This window comes from Leuconostoc sp. JNUCC 76 (assembly GCF_053667755.1).
This window is the reverse complement of the sequence record NZ_CM132206.1, coordinates 883,232-905,915: the sequence shown is the minus strand read 5'-3', so window position 1 is coordinate 905,915 and position 22,684 is coordinate 883,232. Positions and strand designations below refer to the sequence as shown.

The 22,684-nt window shown below is 35.8% G+C and carries 23 protein-coding genes and 1 pseudogene; 7 read left to right on the top strand and 17 right to left on the bottom strand.

Annotated elements, in window-relative coordinates:
• Window positions 1-35: 35 nt before the first annotated feature.
• The 4 genes from JNUCC76_RS04495 to JNUCC76_RS04480 all read right to left on the bottom strand — a co-directional run bounded on the left by JNUCC76_RS04495 (window position 36) and on the right by JNUCC76_RS04480 (window position 3,864).
• Window positions 36-1,370, bottom strand: coding sequence for a gluconate:H+ symporter (locus JNUCC76_RS04495; protein ID WP_273730064.1), 1,335 nt, complete (start codon window positions 1,368-1,370; stop codon window positions 36-38).
• A gap of 27 nt (window positions 1,371-1,397) precedes the next feature.
• Window positions 1,398-2,168 carry a glucose 1-dehydrogenase gene (locus tag JNUCC76_RS04490; protein WP_454156515.1) on the bottom strand — a complete coding sequence of 257 codons (771 nt, stop codon included), beginning with the start codon at window positions 2,166-2,168 and terminating at the stop codon, window positions 1,398-1,400.
• Between the two features lie 78 nt (window positions 2,169-2,246).
• Window positions 2,247-3,473, bottom strand: coding sequence for a pyridoxal phosphate-dependent aminotransferase (locus JNUCC76_RS04485; protein ID WP_454156166.1), 1,227 nt, complete (start codon window positions 3,471-3,473; stop codon window positions 2,247-2,249).
• Window positions 3,466-3,864: a pyridoxamine 5'-phosphate oxidase family protein gene (locus JNUCC76_RS04480; protein ID WP_454156164.1), complete on the bottom strand. Its 399-nt coding sequence runs from the start codon at window positions 3,862-3,864 to the stop codon at window positions 3,466-3,468. The genes JNUCC76_RS04485 and JNUCC76_RS04480 overlap by 8 nt, the downstream gene beginning before the upstream one ends.
• A 294-nt stretch (window positions 3,865-4,158) precedes the next feature.
• On the opposite strand from JNUCC76_RS04480, the gene JNUCC76_RS04475 reads away from it, so the two are divergent.
• Window positions 4,159-4,665 (top strand): type 1 glutamine amidotransferase domain-containing protein, encoded by a 507-nt coding sequence (locus tag JNUCC76_RS04475; RefSeq protein ID WP_454156162.1) that lies wholly within the window; start codon window positions 4,159-4,161, stop codon window positions 4,663-4,665.
• Between the two features lie 448 nt (window positions 4,666-5,113).
• Here JNUCC76_RS04475 and JNUCC76_RS04470 read toward each other — a convergent pair whose 3' ends face one another.
• The 11 genes and pseudogenes from JNUCC76_RS04470 to JNUCC76_RS04420 form a co-directional block, all read right to left on the bottom strand.
• Entirely contained in the window at window positions 5,114-5,620 is a 507-nt protein-coding gene (locus JNUCC76_RS04470) for an ECF transporter S component (RefSeq protein ID WP_454156160.1), read from the bottom strand.
• Between the two features lie 66 nt (window positions 5,621-5,686).
• A complete protein-coding gene (locus tag JNUCC76_RS04465; protein WP_454156158.1) occupies window positions 5,687-6,262 on the bottom strand; it encodes a uracil-DNA glycosylase family protein in 576 nt (191 codons plus the stop codon).
• Window positions 6,263-6,576: 314 nt separating this feature from the next.
• Complete coding sequence (locus JNUCC76_RS04460; RefSeq protein ID WP_454156156.1) at window positions 6,577-7,626, bottom strand: 2,3-butanediol dehydrogenase; 1,050 nt, start codon at window positions 7,624-7,626, stop codon at window positions 6,577-6,579.
• 158 nt (window positions 7,627-7,784) lie between these two features.
• Entirely contained in the window at window positions 7,785-8,951 is a 1,167-nt protein-coding gene (locus JNUCC76_RS04455; protein WP_454156154.1) for an MFS transporter, read from the bottom strand.
• A gap of 65 nt (window positions 8,952-9,016) precedes the next feature.
• A complete protein-coding gene (locus JNUCC76_RS04450) occupies window positions 9,017-9,754 on the bottom strand; it encodes an NUDIX domain-containing protein (RefSeq protein ID WP_454156153.1) in 738 nt (245 codons plus the stop codon).
• Window positions 9,755-9,782: 28 nt separating this feature from the next.
• A pseudogene (locus JNUCC76_RS04445) lies at window positions 9,783-10,145 on the bottom strand (SDR family NAD(P)-dependent oxidoreductase); the annotation flags it as partial.
• A gap of 237 nt (window positions 10,146-10,382) precedes the next feature.
• Window positions 10,383-11,939 carry a TIGR03766 family XrtG-associated glycosyltransferase gene (locus tag JNUCC76_RS04440; RefSeq protein WP_454156151.1) on the bottom strand — a complete coding sequence of 519 codons (1,557 nt, stop codon included), beginning with the start codon at window positions 11,937-11,939 and terminating at the stop codon, window positions 10,383-10,385.
• A gap of 3 nt (window positions 11,940-11,942) precedes the next feature.
• The gene (locus JNUCC76_RS04435) at window positions 11,943-12,323 is read right to left on the bottom strand and encodes a 6-carboxytetrahydropterin synthase (RefSeq protein ID WP_454156149.1); all 381 of its coding nucleotides are present in this window, start codon (window positions 12,321-12,323) and stop codon (window positions 11,943-11,945) included.
• Window positions 12,320-13,666: a TIGR03111 family XrtG-associated glycosyltransferase gene (locus JNUCC76_RS04430; protein WP_454156147.1), complete on the bottom strand. Its 1,347-nt coding sequence runs from the start codon at window positions 13,664-13,666 to the stop codon at window positions 12,320-12,322. The genes JNUCC76_RS04435 and JNUCC76_RS04430 overlap by 4 nt, the downstream gene beginning before the upstream one ends.
• A complete protein-coding gene (xrtG, locus tag JNUCC76_RS04425) occupies window positions 13,667-14,239 on the bottom strand; it encodes an exosortase family protein XrtG (protein ID WP_454156146.1) in 573 nt (190 codons plus the stop codon). It lies immediately after the preceding gene.
• A 5-nt stretch (window positions 14,240-14,244) separates the two neighbouring features.
• Entirely contained in the window at window positions 14,245-14,961 is a 717-nt protein-coding gene (locus tag JNUCC76_RS04420; protein WP_454156144.1) for a Firmicu-CTERM sorting domain-containing protein, read from the bottom strand.
• A 338-nt stretch (window positions 14,962-15,299) separates the two neighbouring features.
• Here JNUCC76_RS04420 and JNUCC76_RS04415 point away from each other — a divergent pair, with 338 nt between their 5' ends.
• The 6 genes from JNUCC76_RS04415 to JNUCC76_RS04390 all read left to right on the top strand — a co-directional run bounded on the left by JNUCC76_RS04415 (window position 15,300) and on the right by JNUCC76_RS04390 (window position 20,496).
• On the top strand, window positions 15,300-17,012 hold the full coding sequence (locus JNUCC76_RS04415; protein WP_454156142.1) for an alpha-glucosidase: 1,713 nt from the start codon (window positions 15,300-15,302) through the stop codon (window positions 17,010-17,012).
• A gap of 17 nt (window positions 17,013-17,029) precedes the next feature.
• On the top strand, window positions 17,030-18,433 hold the full coding sequence (locus JNUCC76_RS04410; protein WP_454156140.1) for a glycoside-pentoside-hexuronide (GPH):cation symporter: 1,404 nt from the start codon (window positions 17,030-17,032) through the stop codon (window positions 18,431-18,433).
• 18 nt (window positions 18,434-18,451) lie between these two features.
• Window positions 18,452-18,691, top strand: a complete 240-nt coding sequence (locus tag JNUCC76_RS04405) for a hypothetical protein (protein ID WP_454156138.1) — start codon at window positions 18,452-18,454, stop codon at window positions 18,689-18,691.
• A gap of 73 nt (window positions 18,692-18,764) precedes the next feature.
• On the top strand, window positions 18,765-19,739 hold the full coding sequence (locus tag JNUCC76_RS04400; RefSeq protein ID WP_454156136.1) for a LacI family DNA-binding transcriptional regulator: 975 nt from the start codon (window positions 18,765-18,767) through the stop codon (window positions 19,737-19,739).
• A 75-nt stretch (window positions 19,740-19,814) separates the two neighbouring features.
• Window positions 19,815-20,108, top strand: coding sequence for a hypothetical protein (locus JNUCC76_RS04395; RefSeq protein ID WP_454156134.1), 294 nt, complete (start codon window positions 19,815-19,817; stop codon window positions 20,106-20,108).
• Window positions 20,062-20,496: a hypothetical protein gene (locus JNUCC76_RS04390; protein WP_454156133.1), complete on the top strand. Its 435-nt coding sequence runs from the start codon at window positions 20,062-20,064 to the stop codon at window positions 20,494-20,496. Before JNUCC76_RS04395 ends, JNUCC76_RS04390 begins: the two co-directional genes overlap by 47 nt.
• 75 nt (window positions 20,497-20,571) lie before the next feature.
• On the opposite strand, the gene JNUCC76_RS04385 is transcribed toward JNUCC76_RS04390, so the two are convergent.
• Complete coding sequence (locus JNUCC76_RS04385) at window positions 20,572-21,027, bottom strand: GAF domain-containing protein (protein WP_454156131.1); 456 nt, start codon at window positions 21,025-21,027, stop codon at window positions 20,572-20,574.
• A gap of 190 nt (window positions 21,028-21,217) precedes the next feature.
• Window positions 21,218-22,678, bottom strand: coding sequence for a glycoside hydrolase family 1 protein (locus JNUCC76_RS04380; RefSeq protein WP_454156129.1), 1,461 nt, complete (start codon window positions 22,676-22,678; stop codon window positions 21,218-21,220).
• Window positions 22,679-22,684: the final 6 nt, after the last annotated feature.

The window sequence follows — 22,684 nt, the reverse complement described above, 5'->3', positions numbered from 1 at the left end:
TTTAAACTTTTTTCATATATAATTAATTTACTGCACTACATAAAACATGACACGAGTAGAATCGATAACAAGCCCGAAACGGAGATAACACTGGTTAATGTCGTCCAAGATAAGAACGTTTCTTTCAATGTTAAACCAAAATATTCTTTTATCATCCAGAATCCAGCATCATTAACATGATCAGCAAATATACTTCCAGCACCAATTGCCAAAACTACTAACACTGGGCTCACACTTGAGTTAGACACAACTGAAGTAACTAAACTGGCTGCTGTTATCGAAGCAACAGTAGATGATCCTAGGCTTACGCGAAGTAAAGCAGCGATTAACCAAGCGACAAGAATTGGGGACAAATTAGTTTGTCCAAATAAATCACCAATATACTTAGAAACGCCACCATCAACCAATACTTGTTTGAAGGCACCACCCCCACCAATGATTAACAACATCATAGCAATTTGTTTGACCGATTCAGACATTGCGTCACCAATTTCTTTGATATTCAATCCACGGAAAATACCCATGGTGAAAATCGCAACAATTAGTGATATGAGCATAGCCACATCAGGTGCACCGATAAATGTAATGATTTGATAAATAACTGACTTAGCTGGCAAAACAAATGATAAGATGGTCGCAATACTAATCAATATTACTGGTAATAATGCTGTCAAAACACTAATGCCAAACTTTGGTGTATCTTTCAACTCAAACTCTTTGTACTCACCTAAAACCGAAATATTAATATCTTTTTTATAAACTTGCGGATATACTCGATGCAAAAAGTAATTGAACACCGGACCAGAAATAATGATTGTGGGAATTGATACTAAAATACCAATAAGTAAAACGTGCCCTAAAGGCGCATTCAACACCTGTGATACCGCTGTCGGTGCAGGATGTGGTGGTAAGAAACCGTGTGCAACATTTAATGTCGCAGCCATTGGAATACCAAGGTACAAAAGAGGCATATTTACTTCACGTGCAATGACGAAGATAATTGGCAATAACACGACCAATCCAACTTCAAAAAACAAAGCCAAACCAATAATAAACGATGTAATAATAACAGCAATTTGGATGCGCTTTTTTCCAAAAGTCGCAATGAGCTGGTGCGCAATCCGAAAGCCACCACCTGCGTCGGAAATTAGCTTTCCAAGCATCGATCCAAATCCAAATATAATCGCTAAGTGGCCTAACTGACCACCTATTCCTGTCTCAATACTTGTTGAAATATCAGAAACCGGAATACCTAAAATTAAGCCGACAACAAACGCTGTAATGACCAACGATAAAAAAGTGTTCAACTTAAATTTAGTAATCAAAAATACGAGTAAAATGACACCAATCAAAACTGTTAACAATGGCATAATTAATTCTCCTTTTAAATGCGAGCCCTACCTTAGTAAATAGCCACCATCAACCGGAATTGTTGCGCCATTCACATAATTTGATGCATCACTTGCTAAATAAATAATCGTACCCATTAATTCCGATGGCTTTGCCCAATGTCCTGCCGGAATGTGGTTTAGAATTTCAGTATTTCTTTCTGGATCATTTTGAAGAGCCTTGGTCATTTCAGTATCAATGTATCCAGGAGCCAACGCATTGACTTGAACCCCATAGGACGCTAAAGCATCTGCATAAGCTTTGGTTAGCCCGACTACTGCATGCTTACTTGCAGCGTAAGGAAAAATAAACTTTCCAGCTCGAAACGATTGCATCGATCCAATATTAATTATTTTCCCAGATTTTTGTTTTGTCATGAGTTTTGCGGCTTCATGTGACAGGAAATATAATGCGTTTAGGTTGATGTCAATGACTTTACGCCAATCCTCATCCTTATAATCAAGCACGTTATTTCTAATCTGAATACCAGCGTTGTTAACTAAAATATCTAATTGACCAAAAGCTTTAACACAGTTGTTGACAATTTTTTCTGCGGCATCACTTTCAGTTATATCTATGCTCATAAATTGCACTTTTCTATTACGATTTTCAGCAAATTCCGTTAACTCTGACCAGCCTCTTTCACTTCTGCTAACTACGAAAACATCAGCTCCTGCATCTAAGAGAGCTTGAGAATAATATTTCCCCAATCCTGAAGCACCACCCGTCACTATCGCAACTCGACTTGTAAGATCAAATAAATTAGATTGACTATCCATCATTTTTTCCCTTTCTTAGTGTACCGATAAACCACTCTGTGTAACCGCTTACAATCATAGTCTTTTGAATTTATTTTGTCAACTTAAATGAGCGGATTTTTTTGCCGTTAAAACATCTACTGTTTTCTCTAAGCGATTCATCGCTTCAACGAGTACTTGCATTTCATTTGCAAAAGATAGACGCACGTACCCTTCGCCAGCCTCCGTAAAAGCAGAACCGTGTACTAAAACAAGATCAGATTCGTTGATAGTGAATGCAACAAAATCCCAAGACGACATGCCAAATAGTTTTACATCGATAAACACATAAAAAGCACCTTCAGGTTTAGTATATTTTAAAGACATTTCATCTAAGCGTTGCAAAATATAGTCTCTACGCTTTCTAAACACCGTAATATATGTTTTTGGGGCTTCAATATCGGTGGTTAAAGCCGTTAAAGCAGCCATTTGCGAAATACTTGATGCACAACCAACATTAGCCTGCTGTATTTTATAGATTTCTTGAATCAGTGCTTTAGGACCAGCCAAATAGCCGATACGCCAGCCTGTCATGCTGTGCGATTTCGACAAACCGTTGACTATGATTGTTCTCTCTTTCATCAATGGCGCGCTAGCAATTGATGACGCACAATCTTGATTATATGTTAATCTTTGATAAACATCATCTGTCAGCACATATAAATCGTATTGTTGAATAACTGACGCTAGTGAACTCAATTCTTCTTTCGACAACACAATACCTGTTGGATTATTTGGGTAGTTTAAAATAACTAATTTTGTTTTGCTTGAAATTGCTGACTCAAGTTGCTCTGGAGATAATCTAAAATGAGTAGAACGAGTATCAACAACGATAGGAATTGCCCCAGCCAGAACTACTGCTTGTATATAAGCTGGGTAAGCTGGCCCAATTAAAATAACTTCGTCACCGGCGTTAATGAGCGTACGAACCGTGAGGTCAATACCTTGACTGGCACCAACGGTCACAAGTATCTCGTTTTCTGGGGAATAACTTACTTCATAAAATCTTTTAATGTAATCAGATATTACTCTTCTAAGCGACAAGAAACCCATATTTTCGGTATATTTTGTCACGTTATTACTAATTGCTTGTTTACCTGCTTCTTTAGTTGCCGCGGGCGTAGGTAAATCGATTTCGCCGACCGTTAATTCAATCATTTGGTCAGCAGGCTTCTTTACTAAGTCCAAGACAAGGCGAATTCCTGAGGCTTCTGTTTTGATTACTTGATGATTAATAGGCTTTGTCATGACATTTTCCTTTTCCATATTCTCTTGACTATTAGGCAATGCGATCTCCAGCTTCCAAAGTATTATCCAATTTATAGATGCGATCAATACTTATCAAGACGACGGCCGCTCTTGGAAAGCGATCAAATATGCTTGTTTTGTCTAAAATGTCAGTAGCAAAGTCATCATCTTCATGAATAACGGCCGTTCCTTCAAAGCGGAACCCCTTCTCTACATTAGAATCCACGACCGCAATTGCCGCATAACCATTTTGTTGTAAATTGGCATAGGCTTGTTTGAATGTATGCTCATAATAAATCAAATGTTCATCATCGTACACACGAGTTGATCCTTTAGGCCCGACTTGTGGCGACCCATCTCCTCCAGTAGTCGCTAAAAATGGTAGCTGTTGTTCAATCATTTTTTTCATTTCTTCAGATAATAATGCCATTGTTCCATCTCCTTTTGAGTGCGTGCGGAAACTGCTACATCTTTAAAATTTAAATTTTTTAAATTAAAAAGCACAACACGCAATTGTTGTGCTAGCAGTCGATTTGAATATTCTATATTAAAAAAAAGAAATTTTTCTCAACAAAGTGACACATTCAATTTGTTGGTGCTAATATACCATTAACAGAAAACGTTTACAAAGATAATGACTTATTCTTTGTTTACAAGACGTATCGTTTTCATTCTATATTAATTGTCGTTACAATTAAGCTAATTATAGAAGGAGGAATTATTCATGAGTAAAAAAGTTGCTGTTCTCGTAACTGATTTAGTCGAAGATATTGAATTCACTGACCCTGTCAAAGCACTAAAAAAAAGTGGTTCTTCAGTTACAACAATCAGTTTTAGTACTGAAGCTGTTACAGGAAAGCATGGCACCAAAATTGACATTGATAAATCAATCGGCGATGTAGCGCCATCTGATTTTGACGTACTGTTCATTCCCGGAGGCTTTTCTCCAGATCAGTTACGAGCCGACGAACGCTTTGTTAATTTTACAAAACATTTCTTGGCAACCAATAAATCATTATTTAGTATTTGCCACGGTCCACAATTGATGATCCCTACTGGCTTAGTATTGGGTAGAACCATGACAGCATATCGAACAGTACAACAAGATCTTTATTATGCCGGTGCCCGTATAGAGGATAAGCCAGTAGTTATTGATGGTAATCTCATCACTAGCCGCGAACCAAAAGACATCCCTTCGTTTAATGAAGCTATAGTTGCTGCTCTAAATTAGAAATGCAATAAAACATCAATAAAAATCATCTTACATTAATCCATCAATTTCTAAAGAAAGATGGTCTTTTTTATTCTCTTCAACAACTAGTAAATTCATATTAACTTAAAATGTTTTAAGTTTTGCCCGTTGGTATAACAGGTTCAATTTTTATTCTCACACATTATTTGAAACCCTTGTTTGATCTCTAAAGGAACATGTAGCCACCTGAACAAAGCATTTTATCTAAATCAAAAAAGGAAAGAATCAGTGTATATCAAAGACGCTGAACCTTTCCCCTCGGATTTTTTATATCAATAAGTGTTTTTTGAATATTTCAAAAAATGAAGCCCTCGGTCGCTGACCATAGCCCAAGTTTTCCAGCTAGTTTGTGATTTTGATTACATAAATGCAACTTTTATACAAGATTTTTAATCAAACAGAAAAATCAATAACTAACCAAAAAAGATTAAATTTTCAAATCAACCTGTGGTAGCTTTTTAATTACTGGAACAAGAACTAGTGCAACGATTAGTCCCATCACCGCTTGTGCGATATTCCCGATAATTGACGCCAGTCCCGCTGTCCAATTATACAACATAGCCCCAGCTAACATGTACCCAACCACCATAATAAATGATCCAATAATTAAGCCAATGACTTGGCTGGTAATGTGTTTTTTATAGCCAAAATAGCCAACGATTAATCCTTCTATCCCATGAATAATTAAAGAAAAAATCATCCACTGTGGATACCCAGCAAGCAAGTCTAACAGCAAACCGCTTAAACCACCGACAATAAATCCACTACGTGCGCCACCAAGCAGGGCAGCTAAAAATATCCCAGCTTCAACCAAGTTAACAAATCCATTTGTCGCTGGGACAGGTATCTTAACAATGTAAGATAATGCAATATTAAAAGCAATGATTGTCGCTAAAATAGTGATCTGCTTTGTATGGTTTTTTTGTTCTATCATATCATTTGTTTCCTTTTACTTTGCATAAATAACTTTTTTATACTTCAGTCAAATTGTCGCGCAATTTTACTTTTCTTTAATTATGTTACTAACTTTGGCTTGCAAGCGAGGCACTACCTTTTTTTCAAACCAAGGATTACGGTTAAGCCAAATATTATTTCTTGGTGATGGGTGAATGATAGGAAAATATTTTGGCAAATAAGTTTTATAATTTTTTACAACATCAGTTATTTTCTCTGTGCGAGACAAGTGTAGATAGTATTTTTGAGCATATGACCCGATTAAAACAATTAACTGCAGATTAGGCATTGAAGCAATAAGCTTTGGGTGCCACCTATCTGCTACACCACCACGCGGTGGCTTATCACCTGATTTTGCTTTCCCTGGGTAATAAAAGTCCATCGAAATAAAACCAAAATTACCAGAATCGTAAAATTGTTTTCTATCAACACCCAACCACTCGCGTAATCTATCTCCGGAAGCATCATTCCACATGATTTCTGTTTCTTGCACTTTTTTACCGGGAGCCTGACCAATAATCAGAATTTTTGCGCTCTGAGGTGTGTGAAATACAGGATTTATCCCTTTTTCTGTGTAAGTTAAATTATCCTTATCTGCTTTAATGTCCTCAAAAATAGTCATGTATTTCTCCCATTTATCACGAATTACATAATCTAACTTTATATTACCATATTAATACCATTCGACTGTATTAGAAATCTATTTTAGAAAATAGAAGACTGTCTAATTGCTGCAAATTATGCGACATCGTGACCACTGTTATCTGTCTTTGGTGCGAAACTAACAAGAAAAAAACCTACATATTTTAAAAGTTAAGTTGAAATATTTTTATGATATATTAATTAGCTAAATATCTAAATCATAATAAAAAGCTACCGCTATCCTAAAAAAATTAAGAATAGCAGTAACTTGTATACTTAGATAGTTTGAACTAGTTAATCTTTATTTAAATCAATCAAAATCTTGGCCTGTGATTTATCGCTTGTTAATGACTCAAAACCGTCAGAAACAACATTGTCCAATGAAATTGTATCCGTAATAACTGGTTCTACATTAATTTGTCCACTGCTAACAAGAGCAACAGTTTGTTGGAAAGTTTCTTTTGAATAAGCAATTGTTGTAGTCAGTTTAACACCTGCATTCATCAATTGCATTGGGTTAAAGCTGATTGGCTTTGCAAAAATTGAAACAATAACAACACTTCCGCGTGGACGTGTTGCATCTATTGCTTGTTCAAAGGTTGGTTGTACCCCAGCAACTTCAAATGATGCATCCGCTCCACCAGGAATAATGTTTTTAATAGCCGCAATAGTATCTGGCACTTGACTTGGATTAATCAAATCTGTTGCGCCCATTTCAAGCGCTTTTCTCAAGCGAACTTCTGACAAATCGACAGCCACGATTTTAGTAGCTCCTGCTGCCTTCGCAGCAGCAGCAACTAATACACCTATTGGCCCAGCACCAAAAATCACAACTTTTTCGCCAAATCGAAGATCAGCTTCTTTGATAGCCTGGACCGCAACCGCCGTTGGCTCGATAGTAGCTGCTAATTTTAGTGAGAATTCTTCAGGTAGATGATATAAGTTATCTTCTGGTACATTCACGTATGATGTGAAGCCACCATCCGTGCTTAAACCAATAAAGCTATAGCCATCGTAAACATCCAAATCATCAGAAGAAATTCCCTTTGTGACAGTTGGATTAACTGAAACGTGATCCCCAACTTTAAAGTTAACCACATCAGGACCTACTTTTTCGATAACGCCAGAAAACTCATGTCCCATCGTTAATGGTGCTTGACCGCCAGTCAATTCATCTGGCTGATCAACGGGAATAAATACAGGACCCTCAAGGTACTCGTGTAAGTCGCTGCCACAAATCCCAGCATAAGCAACACGCACTACTACCTCATTAGATTTTGTTGGTTTGAGTTCAACATCCTCCACACGAACATCTTTAACGCCATGCCATACAGCTGCTTTCATTGTTTCTCCTTCTGACTATCAGTTTAAATTTTGAAAGACATAAATTATCTTTATTATATTATATGTCAACGCTTACAATTTGTGTATATAAATTTCGTTGTTTTTTTGTATAAAACATATAAATTTATATACACAACCAAGCAATACTATGGTAAAAATCAATACTCATCCTCTAGATTGTCTTTTACACCTATTAATAACACCACTATCGCAATAATCAGCAATACTGCAAAGACACTAAATATGACACTAATGCCTAATTTAAAATCAAATAACCAGCCGACAAGGAATGGTCCAACCGTGGCGCCAACACGCCCGACTGCTTGTGCGGTACCCATAGCTGTACCACGTATTTTTTCAGGAAATTGTGCGGGAGTCAAGGAAATTAATGTCCCCCATGCACCTAAGTCAAAGAAAGACATAAAGGCACCAGCAACTAGTATTAAAGCTATATTAGTACCAAAGCCAAAAACGAAACTCGAAATCAGCGTGCCCAACAGATAAATTGCCAAAATCTTTTTCCGACTCATCTTATTCATTAAGTAGGCAGCTAAATAATACCCTGGCAACTGAGCTATACTCATGATAAGCGTGTATCCTAATGAATTAACGATTGAAAAGCCACGCATGGTTAGGACAGTAGGCAACCACAAAAAGATTCCATAATAGGTCAACATCACGATAAACCACATTGTACTTAAAACAATTAACCGTGATCTATGTTTGCTGGAAAGAAGCTCTTTAAAAGTGTTTTCATGACTTTTCTTATTATCCTGTTCATTTGGTAAGTGTTTACGCAATGCTAGGGCATAAAAAGCAAACAAAGCCGCAAGGGCAACGGCAGCACGCCAGCCAAAACGAGGAATAATTAGAAAAGAAATTAAGGATGCTAAAATCCAACCATAAGCCCAAAAACTATCAGCTAATAATAGCATTTGTGATCGCTTTGTGCCAGTGTAGTTGTCAGCAATAATCGTTGCTGCTACTGGTAACTCCCCACCTAGTCCAATGCCTGTTATAAAACGAATGACCATAAACCACAAGATATTTGGGGCAAATATTAACGCCAAATTGCCCAATGAAAAAATGAGTAGCGTTCCGATGATAATATTTTTACGACCATATTTATCAGCTAATTTACCGCAAACAATTGACCCAACAATCATGCCAATCGATGTGACAGCGGCAGCCAATCCTAATTCTGTACTACCGATGGCCCACTCATTTTTAATTAATGGCATGATAAACGATAGCAAAGCAACATCCAATGCGTCAATCATCCATGCCGTGCCAATAATGAACAATAAGTGTCTCTTCTTATCCATAAAAAGAACCCCTTTCTTATAAAAGTATTTTTTACTTTTATTATTTATAAAGAGATTCTACATCTTTAAAATGAAATTATCAAGCGAAACTTCTTTGCAGGCCTTCCAGGACCTTTTTTATCAACTTCTCCAACTAATTCAAATATTTTTTTATTGTTTTGTAAAAAATTAGAATTATCAGGTTCATCTTGTCCAAAAATGCCATAGACATGCCGAGCTGCTTTCAACGTAAAGGAAGATCCTAATGTTAATAAAATAGTCGGCTGGTAATTCAACTTGTTGACTATCCGGTGGCACGCCACAGTTAAAATCCAATTATGATCAAAGGCCAATCGCTTTTGAGAATCTAATTCTGTTACGTACTCATTTTCAGCTAACGTTTTGAAAAACAAATCACCCTTTTTTATGCCAAAATAATTGTTTTTAATCTTTTCTAGCGTAAACCATTCTGCCTCAATCGCACCAGATCCAGGAACGAGATTGACGTATTCTGGCAAAAATATCATGTAACTCAGCGAGAGCGCCCGAAAATCAGGATTTCTATCTGGTGCTGTAAACGTTGCTAATTGCTCTGCATGAACATCCGAAAGCGATAACCCTATTTTTTCTTTTATTAGCCGTAAGGATGCTTCATGTGCACTTTCGTCTTCTCGCAACAATATTTCTGGTAACGCCCAAAAATTTCCAAATGGCTCATCTGCACGCTTGATTAATAATACTTTGACTTGTTGCGTATTATAATCAAAACTCCAGATGACATTAGTAATAGTGATGTAAGGTCTTTCCAAAGGAAATGAATCCATAACTGCCTCCTTGTAGTTTGAATTGAATTTAAACAACCTTTTGAATTAATTTATCAAACATTCGTGTAGGTAAAATGGCATGCAAACTAACCAATATCTTTGCGCCATAACCCACTAAGTATCTAGACTTTGGTCGTTTAGTAGTCACTGACTTTGCCGCAGCAATAGTACCCCAGTCAGCTTTAATTCCACCTGGTTCAATTAGGAATAACATCGTGGCATGATACAAAGCCGCCCATATATGTCCTGCCATGGATGAAGTGTTAACGATACGGACATATTTTTGATGACGCATATGCGGTAAAACCAATTGAACAAGACTGGCAATGCCAAACAAATTAGTTTCAAATTGCTACTTAGCTTCTGCTATGGGGACACTTTCAACAGCACCAGTTATTAATACTATTTTTTGCTTGGTCATACGTTTATGTTCTCCATTTTTCGTTCGATGACTCATATAATTGACGTAAGGTTTCAAAATATGATTTGACAATTAACAAACTTATTAATCTGTTAACTTTACTGCATACTGTGTTTTCCAACAAAATAATTATAACCTTAATTTTCACGCTTTCATAATTAAAAAGCCACTGTTACCAGTGACATCATACTATCAAAATTCTAATTATTATGATTCGTAGTTTGTTCGTTTTAATAACGTAGCATCAATAATTTTTTTAATAATTTGTTTCGAATCATTAACCAAGAGACTGGCGCCCAATAAAAATAGTGGTAAAAATTGGATAATATACCTACTTCTACCTCCTTCAAACAAAAGAAGAAACAGAAAGGCTCCCGTGATACCTAATCTGATTGTTTGTGTTGTCTGTGATTTATTATGCCAACCAAAAAATATACAGCTTAAGATAATCAACCAAATGAATTGGGCAATAAACCGAAAGTTGGCCACATTTTTCCCATATATATACAGATGATTTTCCAGCACCCCTTTTAATCCATGGGATTTTGAAATTTGGTCTCCTTGAATAAAATGCCCCTCCTTTCCCCATGCAAACGAGCCATCGGCCGTATTGTTTATTTGCTTTTGAATTATAAAATGAAAATAGCCAATGACACCTAACTTTTTTAATCGTTTAACATACATTTTTTTTGAATACTCAATTTTTTCGGACTTAGTTGCTAACTCACCCATTTTTAAAGTATCCTGCGCATTATATCCACCATCACCAGAAATACCCATGTTCATAAAGTGCACCGCTGGGATAGCCCGCTCTCGATTGACGGTAATTAATGTTTGATGCTCAATTTTATTTTGAGTTATCGTGTATAAACAAATAAAAGAAAACATAACTATCAAAACTGTACTGGTTTTTTTGAGTACTTCGGGTAATAACACACGTTTTTCTTTAAACAAGCTAAGTGCCTCAATTAAACCAATTGCGATAGCGGGAATAATTGCGGATGGTTTAATGAAATACGTTCCACACACAAGTAAAGCAAAGAGTGTCATTAATATATTTTTTTGCCATAGTTTAGATACTTTCTTTGCGCTGAAATAGAAAAATAAAAATGCTGATACAAATGGTAGGACCCATGTGTCGGTATAGGGTACAACTATCCAAGGAAAGAAACCAAATACTAATATATGAATATATAAAGAAACTGCAAAGTAACGTCTGTCGATCATATAAGTGGTGGCAACCGAAAAAATAATCGATAGATCAACCATGACTATGGTCAGATAATCAAAAAACAACCATGTTTTCAACTGAAAAACATTTGAAAGAAACGACATAAACAACAGAATGGGCAAGTTATTTGAATTCAAACTAAAATATGCTCTATTGTTTACATCATTTACATGATTTAGTGTATTAATTAATGCCGAGGGATCCCAGCCAATTTTGGAATGAAATACTGTTACAAACAAAAATTGTAATAAAATTAACAATAAAAATAACGTAACTGATGTAATATTTTTATGTTGTTTAAAAACAAATACAACAGCCTTTTTGACTTTAGGTAAAAAATAAAGTAGACATATGAACAACAATATTATGCTAAGAAAGGCAAGCAATCCCAACGTCGTCGTTGTTCCTCTTTTTAAATTATCACCGATAGTAAAATTATCTGATAGAATCACTGAAATATAGGTAACACCAAAAAGTAAATAAAATAAAACCAGAATAGCAGCATTTCCCAAAGAAAATATCTTTTCTTTCATATCCTATTCACCACTCATGTCATCTCGGGTCACATAATAAAATCTCATTGGCGATTCACCGAGCTCAATTTTGTTTAATTGTGCGTGCATAGGTAAAATTTGCTTCTCAACTAACGTAAAAAAGAACTTTGTTATATTTTCTAAAGTCGGATCTATTGTGGTAAAAGGTTCAACTGTGTTCAAAAATTTTCCAGAATATGCTTTAAAAAGCTCATCTAGAGAGCTCTCAATTTTATCAAATACAATCATGTTTTCGTTTGTTGAACGGAATTCTACAGCTATTTCCCAAGAATGTGCATGTTCTTCACCTTCGCCATTTTCCCATCTAATTGCATGACTAGCATGGATATAATATTTCAAATGATAGGTACCTACTAAATTCACTTTTTTCTACCTCCTTTAATTTTAATAAAATCCTGTTTAACAATTGTTCCGACTGTTTTGAATTCCTCATGATAATTTTTCGTAGCCCACTTAGCAGAAAGATATTCTGTATTAATTACGCCAATTAAGCGTATCCAAGATAAAATAAAATTATATATGGGCATCCAAAATACACAATCGAATAGCGAAAAATAAAATGTACGCTCATCACTAAATTTTTTTAGCATCATGTTTACATTAACAAAAACCATCATACTCATGAAAACATATAGAAGATAAATGGCAACATATGATAGTAATAACAGTAAGGGTGAATAGTTTAAAAACAACAGCGCAATACTTGCGAAGAGCCATATTGTTTTTAGAAACATAAATGTGTGATCAATGATTAGTCTTCTCACTAAAAAATTTGAAAAAAATGATTTTAATCCTAAACGACTTTCAGAATACTTTTGCGATACTTCAATTTGGCCACGCTGCCAACGTTGTCGCTGAGTATATAATTTATTCCAACTTTCAATTGGGTCAACGAAAAAGAAAGCATCTGCACAAAGAATAACCTTTCCATTCGTTTTGTCTCTAACCTGAAAGGTAATATCAATGTCCTCGCCGACAGTTGATACATCATACATAAAGGTTTTCATTAATGCATCTTTTCGAAATCCTGAAAATGCACCCGACATTGTATATAAGTGATTATTTTGTGATTCAATACTCCTGCCCGACATAAAAGCTTGCGCGTACTCAAAATACTCTAAGCGTTGCAACCATTTCAATCCAACATTTTTAGTACTTTTAATCAAAGACTTTTGTGTCAGTATACTACCTGTCATGGCAGATATTGTTGTATCACTCTCAAACTTTTTGATTAGATTTTTTAAAGCATTACGCTCTAAAATACCGTCACTGTCAATGTTAATAATATACGCACCAGAACTACTGTAAATTGCAGAGTTTAGCGCACGAGCTTTTCCCTGCTCTGTCTTCATCCACTGCATATTTAATTTTGGAAAAATGTTTTGTGCAGATTGAAAAGCTTTAAAACTTCTGTCTTTACTTTTATTATCTACTGCTATCACTTGAATTCTATCTATAGGATAGGTCGATTGGTACACTGATTGAATGCATTCATAAAGTGTATCTTCAGAGTCATATACTGGAATGATAATTGAAATAAAAGGCCAGAAACTTGGATCCTTTTCAGATTTTTGCTTACCAATCGTATAAAAAAATATATTAACAAAAGACAAAATCGCAGGAACTGTTTCTACTAAAATAGGAATCAGTAGCCAAGTTATCCAGAATCCCATTTGACTTAGCGTTGAAAAAATTACGTAACTCATCTACACCTTCTTTTTATTTTTTGCTAAATAACCATAAGTAAATACTTTGTAGTAAAAGAAAACCGCAAAGATATAAAATACAATTCGACCGATAATTGAGTGAGCTAAAAAGAAATGATCAACACCAAAAGTATGAACAATTAGTACAATCAAAATCAATCTAATAACATTTGCAACGTACATCCACAAAAGGCCCAGTAAAGCTAGCACAATTTTTTCTTTAACTTGATACATAGGATAAAATGCTAATAAAGCCCAAAATGCTGCTGTTTCTATAACTCCTGAACACTCATAATCAATTGACATTGTAATGGCGTTAAATCCATTATTAATAGCAATTAAACCGTAATCTGAATATACAGTGGCTAAATTTAAGGGATGCGCGACTAAAGAAACACCAAATGTAACCGCTCGCACCATTATCCAAATAAAATAAGGTTTGCTAAAGAAAAATAAAATAAAAAATAGCCCTACGCTACCCACAATAAAATAAAAAGCTGGAAGCTTGGCTCTTTTAAAAACAGATAAAGTATAAAGCCAAATAACACCACTAATTAATAAAAAGATACTCAAAAAATTTAGCCTCTCTTTCTATTTTTGAAAAGTTTGCCAAATAAAACTAACAGAATCACCATAATAAAACCGCTTAAAACGATCAGATTTCCACCCGTACTAGCACCAGTTACCGTTACTTTTTGTTGTCCCATGTTATCGGTATCATAGATTATGAGGCTTTGCACAATATCTGGATTTTTTAAAAAGCCACTTAATGGGATCTTAATCTCTGCACGATCGCGATATGCCCATCCATTACTCGATTTTTCAGTGGTAACATAACCCGTCACACCCGGAATTTGTTGGTTGATAAATAATTTGTCAGGGTCATTATTGCTCCACGACCAAACAGAAGAAATAGCAGCTTTCGAACCAGGTTGGAGAGACCATATTCCACCATCAACTGAAAAGGTTAAACTAGTAATGTTGTTACCAACTTGGACATTCCAACCACTTCCTTGAAACCTATAATTATGTCCCTTATTATAAGGATCCATATCAATATAAATATATAAGTACTTATCGTCAGATAAAAAAGAACCCTGTTTGGTAACATTGCCATCGTTATAGTCAAAGAAGATATCTATCTTAGGTTTGTCTTCCCAATCCTCAAAGTTACCATCAATTGTAATATTGTAATTATTTGTTGTGTCTGCTTTGACTAAATTCGGATACAATAAGGTGACTGTAAACAGACTTACCGTTAAAACAAACAATATTAGTATCTTTTTGAAACGCAATAAACGATACCTTCCTTTGATTTATACATATTGGTTTTCATAGACTTAAAAAAATATATTTAGTTACGCTTTATTTAAGTACATATATACATCAGTCAATTGTTTGGTATTCTTGACTGACGTAATCCACTAAATCCAGTAATTGTCAAGAAAACAACCAAATGCATGCCTTCTGAATTGTACATTATTATCTCTAATTTTTCAATTAAATTTTGCTATTTTCATCACTGTAATATAAAAAAGCCTCCTTTAAATGTAAGCGCTTGCATTTATAATTTATTCGGTTTATACTATGTGGTAAATAAATGGAACGTTCCATTTATGAAAAAGGAGAACTTATGAATAAGACAATGTGGTGGCAAAATGCTGTTGTATATCAAGTTTACCCAAAAAGTTTTCAAGATAGTGATGGCGATGGTATAGGTGATTTGAGAGGCATAATAAATCGCCTTGACTATATCAAAAAACTAGGCGTTGACGTTATATGGTTGAATCCCGTCTATAAAACCTCCAATATTGATGGTGGTTACGATATTTCGGATTATAAAAGCATCAACCCTACTTTTGGCGACATGCATGATTTTGAAGAACTACTAAGCAAAGCCCACGAACGCGGATTAAAAATAATGATGGATCTTGTGGTTAACCATAGTTCTTTTGAACATGAATGGTTCCAAAAGAGCATCAGCAGCAAAAGTACGGATAACAAGTATCGAGATTATTATATTTGGCGTGACCCAGTTAATGATCATGAACCAAACAACTGGGGTTCCTTCTTTTCCGGCCCTGCTTGGACATTTGACAAGAGTTCTGGACAGTATTATCTGCATTTATTTGCCAAAGAACAGCCAGACTTAAACTGGGATAATCCAGAACTCAGACATTCAATATTCGACATGATGAATTGGTGGGCTACAAAAGGAATTGATGGTTTTCGTATGGACGTCATTTCCCTTATTTCAAAACCAACAGGATTACCTGATGGTCGGATACACGGTTCAGAATTATATGGTGATGCTGCCGAAATTGTCGCCAATGGACCACATATCCATGACTATCTAACTGAAATGAACAAACATGTATTGAAAAAGCATGACTGGATTACAGTTGGCGAAACTATCGGAGTCGACACAAAAGAAGCGGAGAAATATGCCAATTTAGATGGGACAGAACTAAATATGGTTTTTCAATTTGAACATGTTAGTCTTGATGGAAACGACAACCCAGCACTCGGAAAATGGTCCGATAACCACGTGTCATTGAAAAAATTACGTGATAATTTGACCAAGTGGCAGAAGTCGCTGTATGGTAAGGCATGGAACAGTTTGTATTGGAATAACCATGATCAACCCCGGGCTATATCACGATTTGGCAACGACTCAGAAGAATATCGAGAAATTTCTGGAAAAATGTTGGCTGCCCTTTTACATTTCATGCAAGGTACCCCCTATATCTATCAAGGTGAGGAACTAGGGATGACAAACGCTGGTTTTCAGGAATTGTCACAATATAAAGATTTGGAATCCATCAATGCCTATGAAGAGCTAGTTGAAAAGGAAAAATTAATTACACCTCAGGATATGATGACATATCTTCGTGCACGGTCACGTGATAACTCAAGAACACCGATGCAATGGAATAGCGATATTTATGCAGGCTTTAGTCATGTTAAACCATGGCTATCTGTGAACCCCAATTATCAAGCAATTAACGCAGAGGATGAATTATCAAATCCAAATTCACTGTTTTATTTTTATCAAAAGTTGATTAAACTACGCCATACTTTACCAGTGATTACCGATGGTGATTTCAATTTATTCAAAGGAAATGAGGAAGATAAGGAAGTTTTCGCCTATACACGAAAAAACAAAAACGAAACCTTGTTCGTAATTGCGAACTTCACCTCTCATTCGGTCGCACGCCAATATGATGTACCCTCTGAAAGCAAATTAATTATTCAAAATTATCTCCAAAATGACAATCAAGTATTAAAACCATATGAGGTCAAAGTGTACCTGTATACTTCTCCCTCAACCACACTGCATCTATAAAAAGGAAGGTGTATGACATGTCTAGTAATGGAACAGTTACGGTAGAAAAAGGCAATGGAAAGTTGCCTTGGAATGAACGTTTAAGTTATGGTGCTAGTGATTTTGCTTGTAGTTTTACATTTAGCTTAATTGGCACATATTTAATGTATTTCTATACTGACGTCTTTGGTATCACAGCCGGTGCCGTCGGCACATTGATGTTAGTTGCACGTGTAATTGATGCACTTGATGGACCTTTTTGGGGTATTATGATCGACCATACGCACACAAAATGGGGCCGTAGCCGCCCCTACTTTCTTTGGTTTAATGCCCCATTTACGATCTTCACTATTTTATGTTTTACAACACCAGACTTATCAATGAATTGGAAAATTGTCTGGGCCTATGTCACCTATATTGGTATTGACGTTTTATATTCAGCTTTCAATATTCCACTAACTTCAATCTTGCCAAGTATGACAACAGATCCAAATGAACGCGTTTTACTCTCCACAATTAGGTCGCTATTTTCAAACTTTGGTGGAACACTTATTTCAGTTATTGCTTTACCACTTGTCACCTTATTCGGAGGGGCAAATAACCCACGACGGGGGTTCTTCTGGGTTGCTGTCATGGCAGCGGCCGTCTTCTTCATCATTTACCTGGTTGTGTTTGCAAACCTACGTGAGCATGTACAAACCCGCCAATCACAACAAGCACTTCCAATTAAAACATCTTTAAAAGCACTTAGGAATAATTGGCCATGGGTTATTGTTGTTGGCTTAAACTTTATTTATTGGTTAGGAATGCAGACAAAGGGACAAGTAACCATCTACTTCTTTAAATACAATTTAGATAAACCTGGTCTTGCTTCCTTAGCATTGTTCTTCAATGCTGTTGGATTGGTTTCTGTATTCTTAACACCTAAAATTGTCATGAAAATAGGAAAAAAGAAGACAATACTATCAGGACTAGCACTGAGTATTTTGGGTCAATTAGTCCTTGGCCTCGGTGCACAATTACTGAACATTCCACTAGTAATTATTGGTACGATTATCGGAAACTTTGGAAATGGTTTCGTTGGGGCCTTAATTGCTGTTTTGTTAGCAGATTCAGTTGATTATGGAGAGTGGAAAAACGGCGTTCGTGCTGAAGGAATTGTAACCTCTGCCTCAAGTTTTACCGCCAAGTTTGGCATGGGTATTGGTGGCGCAATTACAGGTATGCTTTTATCACTTGGTCACTATGTGCCAAATAAATCCCAGTCTGCAGCAGCACTATTTAGTATCGAAGCAAATTATGTTTGGGTTCCTTTAGTCGCTTTAGTCATTTCATTCATACTAATACTCTTCTATCGTTTGACTCCCGAAAAGGAATTAGAAATGACACGTTATATTGATGCCAAACATGCCAGAGAAAATTTGGAAGATAGCATTGAGTAATCAGAAAGGATAACGACCATGGAGAAAAAATTTACTATTGATCCACACGATTTTGCGATAGCTCTGATAAGAAACACAAATCGTCCCGAAAAGATAACAAATCAACGATTTATTAAAAATCAATTGACACTTTATCTAGAAGCCTATTTCATGATAGAAGACTTCAATCATTTAGAAGTGAAGCAAATAGAAAACATGAAACAACAACAAATGTCAGAATTATTTGATAAAATGTTATCAGGAAGGTTTACACCATAATAATTGTAAAAGTGCCAGTTAGGCACTTTTTTATTACATAATATATTGAAGAAGGTATTTGCAATTGGTTAATATGAACGATGTAGCTAGCTTAGCTGGTGTTTCTAGAGGTTCTGTGTCTAATTACATTAATGGAAAAAAAACCAAGCCGAATACACAGAAAAAAATAGCACAAGCCATAGCGGAGCTGAACTATGTGCCAAATGCTATGGCTCGTTCTTTAAAAACTAGTCAATCAAATTTCGTTGTTTTTATTATTCCGACAGTCAACTCACCGTTCTTTTCGGAATTGAGCTACTACATGCAACAAGAGTTGCAAAAAAATGGCTATAAAATGATATTATGTAACTCGAATAACCGCTCAGAAGATGAAATCGAATACATACAGATGGCTAATACACAAAAAGTTGCAGGGCTAATTACGATGTCCTATGCTGATGCAGCTAATTTAATCGCAACAGATATACCGCTCGTTTCCATTGAAAAAAAAGTTTCCGATCAAGTCCCATTGGTTGTTTCAGATAACTATTCTGGCGGACAGCTAGCGGGGAAAACTCTAGTTAATTCTGGTGCTAAACGACTTTTATTTATTTCAAAGGCACCTGTGAGAAATATATCAGCTATTCGTGAACAAGGATTTTTTGACTACTGTCATGAACACAATATTACTGTAGACAGGTTTGTAACTCGTGACATTGCCAATTTTGTGGACGACTTTGCTACGTTCATTAATGAAAATACTATAAATAAAACATTTAACTACGACGGTATTTTTTCTGATTCTGATGAATTCGCAAGTGATTTTTACTTTTTGCTTACCCAAAAGGGAATTAATGTACCCAAAGATGTACAAATAATAGGATTTGATGGTGCTCGTATTTATTCACGACAACAAATTTTCTTATCTTCAATTAAACAGCCTACTGCCGAAATCGCCAAATCATCAGTAGAAAGATTATTATCACAAATGAATCAAAAAACTACTACAGCGTCCCACGATCACGTCACCTTACCAGTTCATTTTGTCAAAGGCATGACTACTTTGTAACTATATTGGTGTAATACCTTTTCAAAATTAGATGCGCCAATATATTGAAATATTTATCAGTGTTACAATAATAAGATGAGACTAAAAAAATTATCCAAAAACCAACTCACTAACGGTACCGCATGGCTCGCTTTTGGCAATATTACTTCGCGAGTTTTAGGCGCATTGTATGTCATTCCTTGGACGATGATGTTAGGTGCACTTTCATTACAAGCTAACACCTTGATGGGAAAAGGCTATAATTTATATCAATTTTTCTTAATGTTATCGACTGCTGGATTACCTTCGGCTGGTACAAATTTCAGCGGTTATTGCGCTATTCATGGGGTTAACATCTGTCCTAGCCATGATTTTACAAGGACTCAGTAAAACTGGCATAGCACTTAGGGCAATTGGCTGGGGCATGGCTGTTAAAATCCTATGCCAGCCTATTATGATCTATTTAACAAGCTCTCTAGGCGCTTTATTATCAACGTTGATTTCTCTGGTTATTGTCACAATTATTATGGGCAGTTATATTAATCATCGATTTGAACTTCTTGACTTTTTAAATAAGAAAGTATTAAATGCCATATATGTTAGCTCATTTATGTTATTAATACTATTTACCGGATTAATTCTATTATCAAATCATTTTGTTCCGGATACTAGAGTTAGCTCAGGTCTTTTCCTAGCATTAGTTGGCTCGTTAGGTGGTTTACTATTATTGGTTATTTACCAAAAATGCCACGTATTAGATGCCCTCAAAAATAGGTAAATACTGATACGCATTCCTATCAAAATAAAAAGGCAACTGTTCAACTCAGTTGCCTTTTTATTTATAGTATGGACGTTAAATATGATTTGCTAGGATTTCAGCAAGTTCTTCTACTTCATTTTTTTCGTTCTCACCAAAGCGGTTCAGTAATGGTGAATCGATGTCAATTATTCCATAAATTTTTCCATTTTTAAATATTGGTACAACTAATTCTGAATTACTATCAGCATCACAAGCAATGTGACCAGCAAATTCATGTACGTTCGGTACAACAATACTTTCTTTGTTAGCAAAAGCCGTCCCTACTACGCCTGATCCAGGTTTGATATGCATACATGCAACTTTACCCTGAAATGGACCTAAATCCAACTCTTTAGCATCATCGTTGTAGATATAAAAACCTGCCCAGTTCAGATTCTCATAGTTTTGAAACAATAAGGCAGCAGCATTTGCTAGGTTGGAAACGATATTAGTCTCATTTTCTAGTAGTGCATCTAACTGTTGCCCAACTAAACTTATAACTTTACTCATGAATACACCTCTTTTTATTAAAGTAATACACTTATTAATTATAAGTATATTAACATAAAACAAGTTCCGAGTAAATTATTAAACATTTGTTACTTATCTGCTATCCTTATACTATTAATGTAAACAAACGACTACTATTTCTACTTCAATTTAAAAGCGACACAGTTTATTGATGTGTCGCTTTTTGCTATTATTCTAATGTTTTACCGTTACTTTCAATAACTTTTTGATACCAGAAGAACGAATCCTTTTTATAACGCTTTAATGTGCCACTTCCTGCGTCATCTTGATCTACGTAAATTAAGCCATAACGCTTACTCATCTCAGAAGTGCTAAAACTAATAATATCTAGTGGTGCCCACATTGTGTAGCCCATTAAGTCAACACCATCAATCACAGCCTCTTTCATTTGCTCAATGTGCAAACGAAGATAGTCAATACGATAATCATCGTGTACTTTGTAATCTGCTGTCAATTCGTCAACTGCTCCTAAGCCATTTTCAACAATAAATAATGGTTTACGGTAACGATCCCACAGGACATTCAGAGAAACTCGCAAGCCGATTGGGTCGATTTGCCATCCCCATTCTGATTCCTTCAAGTAGGGATTACGACCACCCAAACTCATATTACCAATCCCGTCTTCAATGCCATCTACTCCTGTCACATTGGTCATATAATAACTGAAACTAATAAAATCAACCGGATACTGTTTCAAAAGCTTTTCATCATCAGTAGACATATTAATAACGATGTCATTTTCATTGAAATATCGATTCATATATTCTGGATATTCACCCCGTGCTTGGACATCCGTATAAAACAAATTTTTCTGATCTTCAACTTGTGCTGCTTGCACATCAACCGGGTTTGCTGTTGCTGGATACGTTTGCATGCGAGCTAACATTGAACCAATTTTGGCATTGGGCGCAATTTCCTTTAATTGCTTTGTCGCAATAGCGCTGGCAACAAATTGATGATGAACTGCCTGATAGCGCACTTGCAACTGTTCTTGCGTACTTAAATCACCATCCATAGCGCCAGTTTCATGAAATCCCCAAGCACTAGTATTAATTTCATTGAATGTCAACCAGTACTTAACTCGGTCCTTGTATCTTTTAAAAACAGTTTCGGTATAGTGATTGAATGCCTTGATGACCTCACGATCCAACCAACCGTTGTAACGCTTCGTTAGTTCAATTGGCATCTCATAATGTGAAAGAGTCACGAGTGGTTCAATATGGTATTTATCTAGTTCATCAAATACTCGGTCATAAAAAGCTAACCCAGCTTCATTTGGATTTTCTTCTAAACCAGTTGGAAAAATACGTGACCAAGCGATTGAAAGTCGAAATACTTTAAAACCCATCTCTGCAAATAGTGCAATATCTTCTTTGTAGTGATGATAAAAATCAACTCCACGACGTTTTGGATAATGTACATCCGAATGATCAGCGATAGCTTCTTGTAAAGTATCTGCGTTAACATCTCCCATTGAACCGTGGCGTCGGTCTTCAGCTTTACGTACGACTTCAGCTGTTGTTAAGCCTTTCCCATCAACTTGCCATGCCCCTTCAATTTGATTAGCAGCGGTTGCACCACCCCATAAAAAGTTTTTTGGAAAACCTGTGATTGATTCTTTACTGTACATTTTTAT